Genomic DNA, 13561 nt, shown 5'->3' with positions numbered 1-13561 from the left:
GAAAAGAAAGTTGCGCCGGGTACCACCTGGATCGCCATCGATCGACATGACCAACCCGGATAGTCAGGCCCGGAAGACAGGCCGGCTGGCGTTTGGCGTCCTCTACTATGGCCGCCCGGTGCTGCGTCGGACTATCTCGGAAATTTTCAGTCAGCCCGTCTGACGCGACATGTATGCGTGGCATTGGACCCGGAGGTCCGTTGCTCGCATGGCGCCGTGGGACGGGGTTGTGCTGATATCGCCCAGGCAGGCCTACACGGGGCGAAGAATCGGCCGACGCTGAGTTTCTGGTCACGGAACCGTTAAGGAACCACTTTAATTAGACAAGCAACAAATGCTAATTGACGTCCTGAACGTATTACGTCGAAGGCGCTATTCGACCAAGCTTGACTAAGAACGGCACGCATTTTGCTCAGCAAGGACCGGAGGCCAAATCGGTCCAGAAATTGAACAGGGGGTATTGATGAAGAGTGTTCGCCCAATGGCATCCGTCGGGCGCTCGAAATTCAAGAAGCGGGCGAAATTGAAGAGTGTCGCTGCAGCCAATATCGTGCAACGCTACACGGAACTGGTTCGGCTACGCCGGCAGGTTCAGGAGTTAGAACAAGACAAAGGTCTGCTGAGTACAAGGGCGTTGCCAGATCAACGCGTTATCGATTGTCGCTGAGCCGGTCCCATCTGCCAAGAAGTGTAGCATGACCAAATATGCGTGCTCGGATGCATCCTTGGTCAAGGGCAGGGGGTCGAATCTGTATAGCGTTCAGTTCCCCACCTAGTGGGGGACGTTACGAGGCCTGCCGATTAAACTGGGGGCACTGTGATCGGGTGAGTTTTCTCGTGCTGCTCGAGGTTGGCGCGCCGCAGATTTTGACCCCAGCCTGTCTGTTCCAAAAAGCCACAACTTTTAGGCGCGATCTCGGCGAGGCTATTGAGCTTGATCGACAACCCGTCCTGCAACACGTTGAGGTGCCTTGGCTTCGCCAGGAGCGCCGCAGGTCACGCAGGGCTTTATATGAGGCTGCTGGAGTGTTTGCTCGTGGCCTGCCTCCTGTTGCCTTCCTTCGAGGCGGAAGGACAGGAACACGGGCGGGTCAAATGGAAGCGTCCGACCCAAGCCGAGGCCGATCATATGGCCTCAGAATCGGCGATCACCGACATCATTCTCCGGAAGGGCGATATCGTGGTCACCGACCGCGGATTTTTCATGTTCCGAGGGTTTTTGGCGGACGGTTGGACGGGGGACTTTATCCCGGTTCCAAATCCAATGTCGAACGCCCGGAAGTGATCCGGTGGCGGTCCTGTCAGTATCAAAACCCGAAAAAGGGAAACCAGCGCCAATGGCTTCCCGATGATCCATAATAGCCAGGTCCCGAGTAGGAACCGGGGCCGAAAAAGGCGCCGTCCCCGTACACCCAGCGTGCTACAGGGCGCCGGCGCGGCGGACGATTGCACTGTCCGTCTTCGGTACACACGATCTTGACCTCAACGATGGGATCCGGCCGAGAAATCGAATGGTCCGGTGCCAGCGCCGGGAGAGCGACCGCGCTCGAACCTGCCGATCCGATAACCAGTGCAAACAAGGCTGCTCTAACCATAAAAGTCAGTCTCCGACGTTCTTCCAATACTGGTCTTGTGTCAAATCCATACAAACTTTTCCGTCTGTAGACCAGAAGCATCCTGCCGCGAGAGTCAAGATCGGCGTCAACCCGCCACACGGACGCGTCCAGAAAAAAGCCGCGGCCCTGTGAGGCGCATCAATTAAATGCTAAAGTAAAGGCAAAGAGGACATGTAAATCAGGACGCTGCGGCGGAGACGGGCCGCTTTGGGAAGCATGGACTAAATTCGGTTGGATTGGACTGCGTGAAAGCGCGCCAATATGTGTCCATAGGTCTCTCGACCGCACATCCCCAGCATGTAGCCGGCCTGTCCTGAAATAAGCGGAACTAAGAGATCGCCAATGTCGGCATAAAAACTGACACCCGACGACAAGTTAACATCGATGAATATCGCGCTTCCGATCAAGGAAACGGGCAGCAATACCAGCACATTGAAATAGAGGCCGAGAAAAATGCCGGCAACGCAGACAAGAAGTGGCAACATTTCCAAACGCGCTCCGGACCTACCAATGTGGACTAGTCAAATTTAGGTTGCGCCGCACGCTTTATCACTTTATGTTGCGCGCATTAACGAAGAGTTAATATAGCCGTTGGCGGCCACAGCCGATCTGTACTTCCTGACCATTAGACGTTGAGTGGGCGTGTTTTTATGTCGCTAGGGTCTGAATTTGGCGGCAAGTCCGGGACCGCGGGGCACCAGCTAACCGAGTTCTCGTCGCTCTCGAGTGAATTCGTACCCTATCTGCTGGCCACTGCGGATGCGTTCGTCATCTTGAGCACGAGCATCCTTGGCGGCATCGCCTTCCAGGTCGCGCTCGGCAACGAAATCCCGAACATCATTCCGCACGCGGCCGTCGGCCTGCTCGCGAGTTTTATCTACATCCTACGGATGAGTGGGAGCGGCCACTATGACTTCCCTGAATGCGCGAAACCGCGGGTCGAAACGGCCAATATTCTGGTTTGTTGGTTTACGACCGGATTATTGTTGGCTTTTTTTGCATTTCTTCTGAAGATCGGAGTGGCCTACTCACGCGGCGCATTCATTTTGTTTTATATTTTCGCGCCTTTCGGTCTGCTGAGCGCGCGCAAGTCGACAAAGATCGCGGTCGCGTCGGCGATGTCGCGCGGCTCCCTTGGCCGCAAAAATATCGTGCTTGTCGGTGACTTTGACGAAGTGGCGGCTCTAAAATCACAGGATATGCTCTTTTTTTCTGGGACGGCGCAGATCAGCCGCTTTACGCTCAGCCGGAACGACGACCCAGTTGAACGGGCAGCGAATGACGAGCGGGTGTTAAATTCGGCAATCAATTTCGTGCGGGCCAACAACTGCCGGGAGATCGTACTCGCGTTTCCCTGGACTGATACTGACAGAATCGATTTCGTGCGCGACTCGATAAAAGTCCTGCCCGTCTCCGCCAGGCTACTCCCCGACGCCCGCGTCCGATCGCTCTCGCAATACTCGTCGGCGTCACAGCATGCCTTTGCGATTGAAGTCCAGCGGGCTCCATTAAGCGGGGCAGAGCGGTTTGCGAAACGAGCGATGGATATCGTGGTTGCTTCGGTGGCGCTGTTTTTCCTGGTGCCCGTCATGGTTTTAACTGCCGTCACCATTAAATTAGATGGACCCGGTCCAGTTATTTTTCGGCAGCGACGGAAAGGTTTCAACGGTCAAGAGTTTGTTATGTTGAAGTTCCGAACTATGTCGGTTCAGGAAGATGGAGCGGTTGTTTCCCAGGCGATGCGCAACGATCCGCGAGTGACCGCCATCGGGCGGTTGTTGCGGTCCGCGAGCATCGATGAACTCCCTCAGCTTGTGAATGTTTTGAGCGGCGAAATGTCCTTGATCGGTCCTAGGCCGCATGCGCTCGCCCACGATGATCACTTTCAGAAGATCGTGAGTGACTATGCATTCCGGCATCACGTGAAGCCGGGCCTGACGGGATGGGCGCAATGCAACGGGTCGCGCGGCGCCACACCTTCGGTTGAGGAAATCGCGCGGCGCGTCAAGCTCGATCTCTGGTACATCAACAACTGGAGCCTGTTCCTTGATTTCCATATCTTGATCAAGACCTCTTTTGAGGTGATCCGTAAGCGCAACGCATATTGATTCCGTCCTTGGGCCGGGATCCGGATTGCGTTCCGGCAACGAGGAGCATCCTAGACGCACTGCCAGGCCTGGCAAGCTTTCCGCGGTACGGCCAATTCCGGACCCCGTCAGGATTTGCGTCGGGCTCCATCTAAAAAAGCTGCAGCCTAACGTTTTAGCGCCCCGCGGGCAGCCACGAATTGTCCGAAGCTATCCGTTATTGACCCCGGACAAATGGCACTTAGATTTACATTTCCATTATGAAATCAAGGGTCTAGGCCGTATTGGCGCTGGCCCCGAGTTTGGCAATTAGATTTCCATATATTTTTTCAATTTAGGATTGATATTAGAATTGATAACCGTTTCATTCAGATTGATAATAGCGAATCGAGGGTGCTCGGGGGGCGACAGTTGCAAACTAAGAAAATGAATTTAGAGTTCAGGAAAACGAATCTAGACTCCAGGAAAATGAAACTAGGCTCCAACAAAGTGAATTTAGACACCATGTCCGTCGAAGAGATGTGGGAACTTCATCAAGAGGTCAGCCGGGCCTTGATAGTTTGCCTGACATCAGCAAAGCGCAAGGCTGAAAAGCGACTAGAGCAGCTTCACCGAGACAGGGAGGCTCCTTCGTTGAACTTTTCTGATGATATGAAAGAATTGCCTCCCACGCCGCGGCGGAAATATCCGCGCGTCTATCCAAAATATCAAAATCCTCACGAGCCGTCCGAGACGTGGTCTGGTCGCGGAAAAACACCGCGGTGGCTCGTGGCAGCCCTCCAGACGGGTCATAAGCCAGAGGATTTCGCGATCGGCTACCCGGGCGCGCCAACACAAAATGATGCGCAAAATGTTAGCTAACGGCGGTCAAGCGTGGAGGTTGTGTTGAAGCGGGTCCTGGGTGGATTGCTTGTGGTCATGCTGGTTGGGACGGCCGCCGCGGCGGCCGGCAACGTTAGCCGGCGCTACGCCGATGCGTCTTCGGATGCATGTCTTGCCAGTTGTTCAAGCGATAACACGCAGTGCAAGCGCGTCTGTCCTACGGTGCTCGGTGCCCCTTGCATTGCTTCCTGCGACAGCCAGTACCAGACGTGCACCCGAAGCTGCCAAAACAAGTAATTTATCGGCCACGCGGTACAGTAGCGCGTCTACTTGTGCCTCTCCAGTTCGACAGCTAACGCCTTGAAAAAAGGCGCACCGATCAGGACCATGCCGAACCGAGGTCTTCGAGTTCACGCGCGAGGGCATCCTGCCAACTGGGCATCTGAATGCCGAAAACGCCCTGCAGGCGGCCCATGTCCAGTCTGGAGTTGTGAGGCCTGGTGGCCTTCGCCGGAAAATCGCCGGTCTCGATCGCAACAAGATCCTTGACCGGAAGGGAAATGCCGCGCGCGCGGAGTGCGCCTACGATGGCGCCGGCAAAGCCATGCCAGGTTGTCTCACCTGAGGTCGACATGTGGACGAGCCCATCGGCCTCGTAAAATCTCTGCTCGATCATTTCGACGAGTGTCTCGTCCTCGCGTGTGCTTAAGCCGCTCAACATCGCGACCAGACCCTCCGCAATCGATCGGGCCGACGTCGGGGCCCCAAATTGGTCGGCGACAATACGAAGTTCCGGTCGTTCGCGCGCCAGCCTCGCGATGGTGGTTAGGAAATTCCGGCCGGTTGCGGCAAAAATCCACGAGGTGCGAATGATGAGATGGCTTCCGCCAGCGTCGCGTATCGCGGCCTCCCCGGCAAGCTTGCTGGCACCATAGACTGAGAGGGGCCCGGTCGGATCGCCTTCGCGCCACGGGCGATCGCCTGATCCATCGAACACGTAATCGGTCGAAAAATGCACCATGGGGACACCATGCAGGGCTGCCCACCGCGCCATGACTCCTGGCGCCTCCGCGTTGACGCGATGCGCAAGCTCGCGCTCGTCTTCGGCCTGATCGACCGCAGTGTAGGCGGCGGGATTGACCATCAGATCGGGGCAGAACGAATCAAGCGCGGTGGAGATGTGGTCCGGGCGGCTGAGATCGAGCGTACTTCGGTCCGCGGTTATGACCGTGCCGAAGGCGCTGAGGGGCTCTCGCAGTGCCTGTCCAACCTGGCCGCTCACGCCTGTCAGCAGGATGCGCATCATGCCGGCTCGTAGCGGGGCAGGCGCTGGATATCCTTCAGAAACGGTGCGGCACTGTCACGCGTGGACAGTGCCGGAGCCCGCGTGCGCCAGTCGATGTTCAGGTCAGGATCATCCCAGCGGATCGTAATTTCATCAGAGGGACTGTAAAGCGCGTCGCACTTGTAGAAAAAGTCTGCGCTTTCCGACAGAACCGTGAACCCGTGGGCAAACCCTCGCGGAATCCACAGCTGTCTAAAATTCTCGTCGTCGAGTTCAACGGCCACATGCCGCCCAAAGGTTGGACTGCCGACGCGAACGTCGACCGCGACGTCCAGAACGCGTCCACGCATTACACTCACCAATTTTCCCTGCGGATTTGGGTTTTGGAGGTGAAGGCCACGCAGAACGCCCTGTGACGACCTAGACATATTGTCTTGGACGAATGGTCCTCCGGCGCCAAAGGCGGAATATCGCTGCACCTGAAATTGTTCGAGGAAGAACCCTCTTGGGTCGCCGAAAATCTTCGGTTCGATGATGACGACATCCGGAATGTGGGTTTTAATGATGTTCATGTTCTCATATTTGCGTTGGCCAGGTTAACCCAATAAACCACATTTGTTTTGTATAGGGCGCTACATCTGTTAAGTTTTTTGCGTGTTTTGCAAAGAGGGGACATGAAGGGCATTATTCTGGCCGGGGGGACCGGATCCCGGCTTTATCCTGTAACCGCGGTGGTTTCCAAGCAGTTGCTACCGGTTTTCGATAAGCCAATGATTTATTATCCGCTGTCCACGTTGATGCTGAGCGGAATCCGCGAGATTCTGGTCATATCGACGCCGCAGGACCAGCCGCTGTTCGAGCGACTTTTGGGCGACGGCTCCGAATGGGGACTGTCGTTCAGCTATGCAGCTCAAGCGCAGCCGCGGGGCCTGGCCGACGCTTTCATCGTCGGCCGTGACTTCATCGGCAGCGACTCGGTGTCGTTGGTGCTCGGAGATAATATTTTTTACGGCCATGGGCTGCCGGAGCTGCTTGTGGAAGCCACGAAGCGAACAACCGGCGCCACGGTCTTCGGATATGCTGTCACCACGCCGGAACAATATGGCGTGGTCGAGCTCGGCCGCGATGGGCGCGCCCTTTCGATTGAGGAAAAGCCAAGCAAACCGAAATCAAACCTCGCTGTCACCGGACTGTATTTTTATGACAACGATGTCATCGATATTGCCGCGGCGATCAAACCGTCACCTCGTGGCGAGATCGAAATCACGGATGTCAACCGTGCTTACATGGAGCGCGGCGATCTATATGTCCAGGTGATGGGCCGCGGATTTGCCTGGCTCGACACCGGGACCCACACCTCGCTGGTTGAGGCCAGTCATTTCGTCCAGATCCTGGAGCAGCGGCAGGGATTGCGGATCGCGTGTCCCGAAGAAATCGCGCTGCGATTTGGGCATATCTCACTCGGGCATTTTGCCAGGATCATGCAACGCTCCGCTAAGAGCAGCTATGGGGAATATCTCAAGTCGGTCTACGACTCGTTCGTGCCGCTGACAGGCTAGAGCAGGGGGCGCGTAGGGATCATGACTTTCAATGGCAAAACCATTTTCGTCACCGGTGGTGCGGGCTTCATCGGATCCGCTGTCATCAGGCACCTGCTCGATGAGACGGACGCGTTCATCGTCAATATCGATAAGCTAACCTACGCCTCGAACCTTCACTCCATTCCTCGGGCCACGCCGGAACGCTATATGCTTGCCAAGCAGGACATCTGCAACGCGCCGGCGTTGCGTACACTGTTCGAAAGGTACCAGCCCCAAGCGGTGATGCATCTTGCGGCCGAAAGCCATGTCGATCGGTCGATCGATGGCCCCGGCGAATTTGTCCAAACCAACATCGTCGGCACCTTCACGCTGTTGCAGGAAGCGCTTCGTCACTTCAGGCAAACGCCTGAGCCTCGGCGCAGGGCGTTTCGTTTTCTGCACGTCTCAACCGACGAAGTGTTCGGCTCGCTGGGACCAGAAGGGCTTTTCACCGAAACAAGCCCCTATGCGCCGAATTCGCCGTATTCCGCGAGCAAGGCCTCGTCGGACCACCTCGTCCGCGCATGGTTTGAAACCTACGAGTTGCCGGCTGTCATCACCAACTGTTCGAACAACTACGGGCCGTATCATTTTCCCGAAAAACTGATCCCGCATATGATCATCAAAGGACTGCAGGAAGAACGCCTGCCGGTCTATGGCGACGGCCAGAACGTGCGTGACTGGCTCTATGTGGAGGATCACGCGCGGGCGTTGCATCTCGTGCTCGAACATGGCCGGGTCGGCGAGACCTATAATGTCGGCGGCCGCAACGAGCGCAGCAATCTTCGCGTGGTGGAACTGATCTGCAGCGTGCTGGACCGCCTGCAGCCTAAGCCATCGGGGCCCCGCAAGCGGCTGATCTCGTTCGTCGCGGACCGCCCGGGACATGACCGCCGCTATGCCATCGATGCGTCGAAGCTGGAGCGAGAGCTCGGCTGGGGCGCGCGGGAAACCTTCGAGTCGGGGCTTGAGCAGACCGTGAAATGGTATCTCGCCAACGAGGCCTGGTGGCAGGCCATCCAGCGCAAGGGCTACGAGGCCAGTCGGATTGGGTTAGGCGGCACCGCGCCGCAGGCCCAGCATTTCAACGAAACCTGACTTCAGCCAGCGTCAGCTAGCGACGTTAGTTGGCAAGCAGGGCTCGTTACCCTAGGTCGTGCGACGGCCGAGTCTATTCGAGATGATAAATGCCTGACAGTGGTGACCATCGCAAATATAGCGGCTGCGCAAGGTGCTGTCAGCAGCTTGATCAAAATTAAAACGCAATACAGAGACCGCCTTCGGGCGATCTTTTTGATTGGTAATAAAATCTGTAATCTCTGAGGGGATCGTAATTCAGATCGCTGAAACGCACGGGACATTAATGTACAAGCCGCTCCAACTCAGCGCAGGGTTCAAAAACACAGCGTCACCGCTGGGAGCAGGGCCACGTCGGATTAATCCTCACAAAACCTCCGGCACTGTTGTTTTTTGCAGTGAGAGGGGGGAATAAGGACCTGCTGACGCCGGCCCTGGATCTAATCGTTCCCCCGATCACCCTCTTGGCGTTATTGTTAACGGCAATGGTTTTCGTGGCAGCTATTGCCACTCTGGCGAATGCTTCTCTATACCCGTTGGTGATCAGCCTGATCAGCGCCCATCTTGGCCTGGGCCAATACGGACGCGAAATACTGCCGCTGAAGGCATTTGTATTGATTAGTCGGTATTTTCTGGGGAAACTCAACCTATATCGCGCGGTGCTCCTTGGGGTCAGAACATCGCGCTGGATCAGGACCGACCGAAGTTGAAAAAGCGAATGGCTGTTTTGGCTGCTCATGGGAAACGCGGTGGAATATCCTCAACCCATTAGCCCGGCATTCCGGATTGGACACGAGAAGAACCCAGCCAATTCTGGGATCCGGGCCGGAAGCTGTTACGCACGATCCGGCGCTACCAGCACTGGCCAAGATCGGCGCGAATGCGGTCGTGACAAAAAACGTGGCGACGCAAGGAACTGCTGTCGGCGCAAACTAGGCTATCTCCCGGAAACCCTCGTTCCCTTTACCATTAGATGCTTCCCATGATCGAAAACCCAGTCAGCTCACACGACGTGCCTGAAGTCTCCGTCGTCGTAATCAACTACAACACCGGGTATCTGCTTGACCGCATGTTTGCCGCCTTGGAGGCTGCGAAAGCGTCGCTCAGAATCGAATTTATTGTCGTTGACAATGCCTCAACGGACAACTCCATCGAAATTTTGGAAAACAAATATCCATCCGTTACATTGATCAAAAATCCCATGAATGTTGGCTTTGGTCGTGCAAACAACCAGGCCATTCCGCACATTCGCGGCCGTTACATATTGTTGCTCAATACCGACGCCTTTGTGGCGAGCGATACGCTCGAAAAGACCGTCGCCTTCATGAGCGATCATCCGCGATGCGGGGTGCTCGGCGTCAAGCTTGTTGGAGGAGACGGCGCGTTGCAACCCTCTTGCCGGTATTTTCCAACGCCATGGAATGTTTTTCTGGAAAGATCAGGGCTTTCGCGATTGTTTCCCAATCACCGGCTCGTGGATGACATGAGCTGGGATCACGCATCAGTCCGGCAGTGTGATTGGGTACCCGGTTGCTATTATCTCGCGCGAACCGAGGTCATTCGCGAGGTTGGCTTATTCGACCCCCGCTATTTTCTATATTACGAAGAAGTCGATCACTGCCGCGCGGTCCGCGCTGCAGGCTGGCAAGTTATTTACTATCCATTCACGGAAGTCGTGCACATCGGCGGCGAAAGTGCAAAAACCGATGGCGCGATAACAAGGGTCGGACGCCAGATCTCGATGCTTCAGATCGAGAGTGAGCTGCTTTACTTTAGAAAGTATTTTGGCGTCAGCGGCGTTCTTGCCAACGTCGCGCTGTCGATGCTGGCGGACGTCCTATCCATTATCAAACGTACGCTTAAAACGTTTAGAATCAGGGAAGCTAGTTCGGCTCTCAAACACATGTCAGCGATGCTTAAGGTTCTCGTCGCAACACGGTTTGCCTTGCGCCCCACACGTTAACGAACTCCATCTGGATTAAAATTAGGCAGAAATCTATGATGCTCCAAAGTGTTTGTGACTACTTTCGCGCTCACCGCCGTAACTGGCGCCCTCAGGGTCTTCGGGAGATGCCGGCTATCAACAGACTCGGCTCTGAATCAGCGCAAAATGACGATTCCATCGAGATCACGACGTGAACGTCGAGCACCAAACTGATTTTGGAGTAGTTGTAATCGGGCGCAACGAAGGAGATCGTTTGAGACGATGCATCCAATCGCTGCCTTCATCCGCAACAGTAGTTTATGTCGATTCCGGATCGACCGACGGATCGGAATCATGGGGCTCGCGGTGGGGGCGTGCAAGTTGTAACTCTCGACGCAGCAAGGCCTTTCACTGCGGCCCGCGCCCGCAATGCAGGTTTCAAACACCTGCTGGAAATCAATCCAAACGTTTCTTTCATTCAGTTTATAGATGGCGATTGCGAGCTGCTACAAAGTCCGGATCGACGAAATTCTCTATTTTCATGAAAGGGAACGGTTTGGCGCTTGTAAATTGGTGCCGCAGAGCTTCACGATCTGCAAAATTGACTTCCATTGTTCACCTGGCTGAGTATTCTGGACTGTACTGCGGTGTCAATGTTATCTTAATGCTTGATTAAACCCTTATCAAGTCTGCGATTACCGCACGTCAAGAATCACGGCCGAAGTGCTTGTCGCAAAAGGTTAATGGTTGAAGTCGCCTCACAACACCCGCAAGCTCACTAGAGTTCCCGAAGACCGTACACTTCAAGACTACCTGTTTGCCAATGGCATTCCGATGTTGTAGCTCATGGCAGACGATTTAACCCTCATGTTTTTGCAGAGAGACTTCCATATTGTTGATAGTCTGCTGCTCGGAAATCTCCGATCCGAATTGGCGCTGGATTGCGGACCATCTTTCCGAAAAAGACGTTCGTTTCGAGTTCATCGATTGCTGTCCGCGCAATTGGGTTGAACGACAGTTCAAATTTCTTAACCTTGCTCGTTTGCGTGGATCTCTCGAAGCGGTCCTAAAAGCGAAGGGCAAAAATGCGGCGATCCTGGTCAGCCATGGTCCAACACTCGCAGCTTGGTGCGGTATTTTCGCGCGGGTTATTTTCTTGCGGTCCGCACTTATGGCGCACTCCTTCAATTTCGTTGAGCTTCCCAATTCGCTGAAAACTCAAATTTTTTCGATCGGGCTAAGTCGCGTAGATCGCTTCGTTGTCTTTTCCAAGATCGAGATAACCGTCTACGCGCTGAAATTTCATATTCCCGAAAGTCGCTTCAGCTTTGTTCACTGGGGTGTTCGAAGGCCAGCGACTGGCGGCGCCTCAAGTCGGCCAATTGGCTACGTCTCAGCGATTGGAGGCAACGCACGAGACTATGGCACTTTAATCGAAGCGGCGCGGCTATTGCCTGATATTCCGTTCGTGCTCGTCGTCCGTCCATCAAGCCTTGAAGGCATGGTGGTTCCCGCGAACGTAACCGTACACATCAATCTTTCTCTTGAAGCCACGATAAATGTTCTTTTTGAGTCCCGCTTCATGGTGCTTCCACTGAATAGCTCGGAGGTGCCGTGTGGACACGTTACCATCGTGGCCGCGATGCATCTTGGCAGGACAATGATCGTTACTGCTTCCACTGGTATTGCGGACTATGTCAAGGACGGTGAAAACGCATTAACGGTGCCGGTCGCATCGACGTCGGACCTCGTCCAAGCGATCGCGCGGCTGTGGCTCGACGACTCCTTGCGTCAGTCGCTGGAGAAAAATAGCCTCCGCTTTGCAACGGCTCAATGCACCGAGGAAAACATTGCGCAGCATTTCTTGCAGCAAATGGCGCTGTTGCGGATGGAGCGCCGCTAGTGAAAGTGTGCATGGCTAAAATAACCGGATTGCCAATGATTTGTTTGATCTTTCCCTCCCTAAAAAGGCGCCTGTAGGTTTCATGCGATATGTCGTAGCGCGCCATTGCTATGGAGGTATTGGGGATCATTTGTCGTGCTTGGTCGGAGTCTGGTGGCTCGCCAAGCGGACAAACAGAACTCTTGTCGTGGATTGGCGAGGGTCGAGGTTCAACCCGGACCCATCGATGGAAAGCAATTGTTTCTTTTCCTATTTCAGCGCGCGACATAATATCGGAGGTGTGGAAGTCATCGCTGACAACAGTGTTGGCGCTCTCAATTATCCAATGCCAGTTTGGCCTACGAAATGGACGCCGTCCGCACTTGCCAGTCCAAGCCACCTGCACCACGACCTCGCAGAAATCGCTCAAGCCAACAAACTAATAACTTCCGGGACTGATCCATTAGAGCCGACGATTGTTCTCAATCAATGGCTTGATCCGCCACCTCCACGAGAGGCAGTCCAAATATTTTTGCAAGATTTGACGCCAGTCGAACCGATCGCCGACGGAGCACAGCAATTTTGGGACGCTCACATTGGAAAGGCGCCTGCTATTGCCATTCACATTCGACACGGTAACGGCGAAAACCTCGGGTCGCGAGCGGCCTATTGGTTAGGGCCCGTTGCGCTTATAAAGCAATTGACGATCAATGCTCGCAACGACGTTTACAACCGGGGCGTTTCCGGCAAGTTTTCAGATAACATGCCGCGATCTCTCATCGGAGGTCGTGGCCAGGCCAAATATGAGCGCCGATTTTGTCGCACGGTCGCAGAAGCGTTCCGCGGTCTTGCAATCCCCAACGCTGTCCCAATTCTCTTTAGTGACGCGGGGCACATCGTCGAGATAATGCGTGAATTTCTGCCGACAATCGTTGCTAAACCGAAACGAGAGGTCAAAAGGGGCGAAGGACCACTTCACCAGATCAATGCTGCTTCTGTGCGTCAGGACAGCAATGGTATCCGCGGCGGCACGATTTCAGATGACATTGTGTTTGATATGTTTGTTGAGCTGGAACTTATGCGACGCTGCTCTGGGCTGGTCTTTATGGACAGCGGGTTTTCACTGCTCGCTAGAACCAGCCTGGATGAAAATCGTCTGGTAAGGCTCAAGCCAACTTTGATCAACCGACTAATTTCGAGAATGGTGGAACGAATGAGCAATAGCTATTCACAAATAGGCCGCCCGTTATCGTCCTTTGGATCGTAGTAGTAGGAAGATTTTGCTCCC

Annotated in this window: 12 protein-coding genes; 9 read left to right on the top strand and 3 right to left on the bottom strand. The window is 54.8% G+C overall.

All coding sequences use genetic code 11. The features are described 5' to 3' along the window. Nucleotides 1-463 precede the first annotated feature (463 nt). Nucleotides 464-667, top strand: coding sequence for a hypothetical protein (locus tag B5527_RS23800; RefSeq protein ID WP_154072479.1), 204 nt, complete (start codon nt 464-466; stop codon nt 665-667). Nucleotides 668-1036: 369 nt separating this feature from the next. After that, on the top strand, nt 1037-1285 hold the full coding sequence (locus B5527_RS23795) for a hypothetical protein (protein WP_154072478.1): 249 nt from the start codon (nt 1037-1039) through the stop codon (nt 1283-1285). A gap of 552 nt (nt 1286-1837) precedes the next feature. Here the strand turns inward: B5527_RS23795 and B5527_RS23790 are convergent. After that, the gene (locus tag B5527_RS23790) at nt 1838-2101 is read right to left on the bottom strand and encodes a hypothetical protein (RefSeq protein WP_079603714.1); all 264 of its coding nucleotides are present in this window, start codon (nt 2099-2101) and stop codon (nt 1838-1840) included. A gap of 165 nt (nt 2102-2266) precedes the next feature. Here B5527_RS23790 and B5527_RS23785 point away from each other — a divergent pair, with 165 nt between their 5' ends. Both B5527_RS23785 and B5527_RS23780 read left to right on the top strand, forming a co-directional pair. Continuing rightward, complete coding sequence (locus tag B5527_RS23785; protein ID WP_079603713.1) at nt 2267-3724, top strand: undecaprenyl-phosphate glucose phosphotransferase; 1458 nt, start codon at nt 2267-2269, stop codon at nt 3722-3724. A 390-nt stretch (nt 3725-4114) separates the two neighbouring features. Beyond that, nucleotides 4115-4564 carry an H-NS histone family protein gene (locus B5527_RS23780; protein ID WP_338065026.1) on the top strand — a complete coding sequence of 150 codons (450 nt, stop codon included), beginning with the start codon at nt 4115-4117 and terminating at the stop codon, nt 4562-4564. 340 nt (nt 4565-4904) lie between these two features. Here B5527_RS23780 and rfbD read toward each other — a convergent pair whose 3' ends face one another. Together rfbD and rfbC are read right to left on the bottom strand one after the other, a co-directional pair. Continuing rightward, nucleotides 4905-5831: a dTDP-4-dehydrorhamnose reductase gene (rfbD, locus tag B5527_RS23775; RefSeq protein WP_338065025.1), complete on the bottom strand. Its 927-nt coding sequence runs from the start codon at nt 5829-5831 to the stop codon at nt 4905-4907. Further along, nucleotides 5828-6382: a dTDP-4-dehydrorhamnose 3,5-epimerase gene (rfbC, locus tag B5527_RS23770; RefSeq protein WP_079603712.1), complete on the bottom strand. Its 555-nt coding sequence runs from the start codon at nt 6380-6382 to the stop codon at nt 5828-5830. Before rfbC ends, rfbD begins: the two co-directional genes overlap by 4 nt. Nucleotides 6383-6484: 102 nt before the next feature. Between rfbC and rfbA the strand changes: the two genes are divergently transcribed. The 5 genes from rfbA (at nt 6485) to B5527_RS23740 (ending at nt 13540) form a co-directional block, all read left to right on the top strand. Then, nucleotides 6485-7369, top strand: a complete 885-nt coding sequence (rfbA, locus tag B5527_RS23765) for a glucose-1-phosphate thymidylyltransferase RfbA (RefSeq protein ID WP_079603711.1) — start codon at nt 6485-6487, stop codon at nt 7367-7369. Between the two features lie 21 nt (nt 7370-7390). Beyond that, nucleotides 7391-8488 carry a dTDP-glucose 4,6-dehydratase gene (gene rfbB / locus B5527_RS23760; RefSeq protein WP_079603710.1) on the top strand — a complete coding sequence of 366 codons (1098 nt, stop codon included), beginning with the start codon at nt 7391-7393 and terminating at the stop codon, nt 8486-8488. Nucleotides 8489-9449: 961 nt separating this feature from the next. Further along, nucleotides 9450-10430 carry a glycosyltransferase family 2 protein gene (locus B5527_RS23750; protein ID WP_079607455.1) on the top strand — a complete coding sequence of 327 codons (981 nt, stop codon included), beginning with the start codon at nt 9450-9452 and terminating at the stop codon, nt 10428-10430. A gap of 853 nt (nt 10431-11283) precedes the next feature. Further along, complete coding sequence (locus B5527_RS23745) at nt 11284-12294, top strand: glycosyltransferase family 4 protein (protein ID WP_154072477.1); 1011 nt, start codon at nt 11284-11286, stop codon at nt 12292-12294. Nucleotides 12295-12376: 82 nt separating this feature from the next. Next, nucleotides 12377-13540, top strand: coding sequence for a nodulation protein NodZ (locus B5527_RS23740; protein ID WP_079603708.1), 1164 nt, complete (start codon nt 12377-12379; stop codon nt 13538-13540). Nucleotides 13541-13561: the final 21 nt, after the last annotated feature.

This window comes from Bradyrhizobium erythrophlei (assembly GCF_900129425.1).
GTDB classification, from domain to species: Bacteria; Pseudomonadota; Alphaproteobacteria; order Rhizobiales; family Xanthobacteraceae; genus Bradyrhizobium; species Bradyrhizobium erythrophlei_C.
This window is presented reverse-complemented; position numbering and strand designations above follow the sequence as displayed.

Coding starts and splice junctions, on each gene's coding strand:
- rfbD (WP_338065025.1), bottom strand. CDS start 5,831: ATGATGCGCATCCTGCTGACAGGCGTGAGCGGCCAGGTTGGACAGGCA.
- B5527_RS23740 (WP_079603708.1), top strand. CDS start 12,377: ATGCGATATGTCGTAGCGCGCCATTGCTATGGAGGTATTGGGGATCAT.
- B5527_RS23785 (WP_079603713.1), top strand. CDS start 2,267: ATGTCGCTAGGGTCTGAATTTGGCGGCAAGTCCGGGACCGCGGGGCAC.
- B5527_RS23790 (WP_079603714.1), bottom strand. CDS start 2,101: ATGTTGCCACTTCTTGTCTGCGTTGCCGGCATTTTTCTCGGCCTCTAT.
- B5527_RS23800 (WP_154072479.1), top strand. CDS start 464: ATGAAGAGTGTTCGCCCAATGGCATCCGTCGGGCGCTCGAAATTCAAG.
- rfbB (WP_079603710.1), top strand. CDS start 7,391: ATGACTTTCAATGGCAAAACCATTTTCGTCACCGGTGGTGCGGGCTTC.
- rfbC (WP_079603712.1), bottom strand. CDS start 6,382: ATGAACATCATTAAAACCCACATTCCGGATGTCGTCATCATCGAACCG.
- rfbA (WP_079603711.1), top strand. CDS start 6,485: ATGAAGGGCATTATTCTGGCCGGGGGGACCGGATCCCGGCTTTATCCT.
- B5527_RS23750 (WP_079607455.1), top strand. CDS start 9,450: ATGATCGAAAACCCAGTCAGCTCACACGACGTGCCTGAAGTCTCCGTC.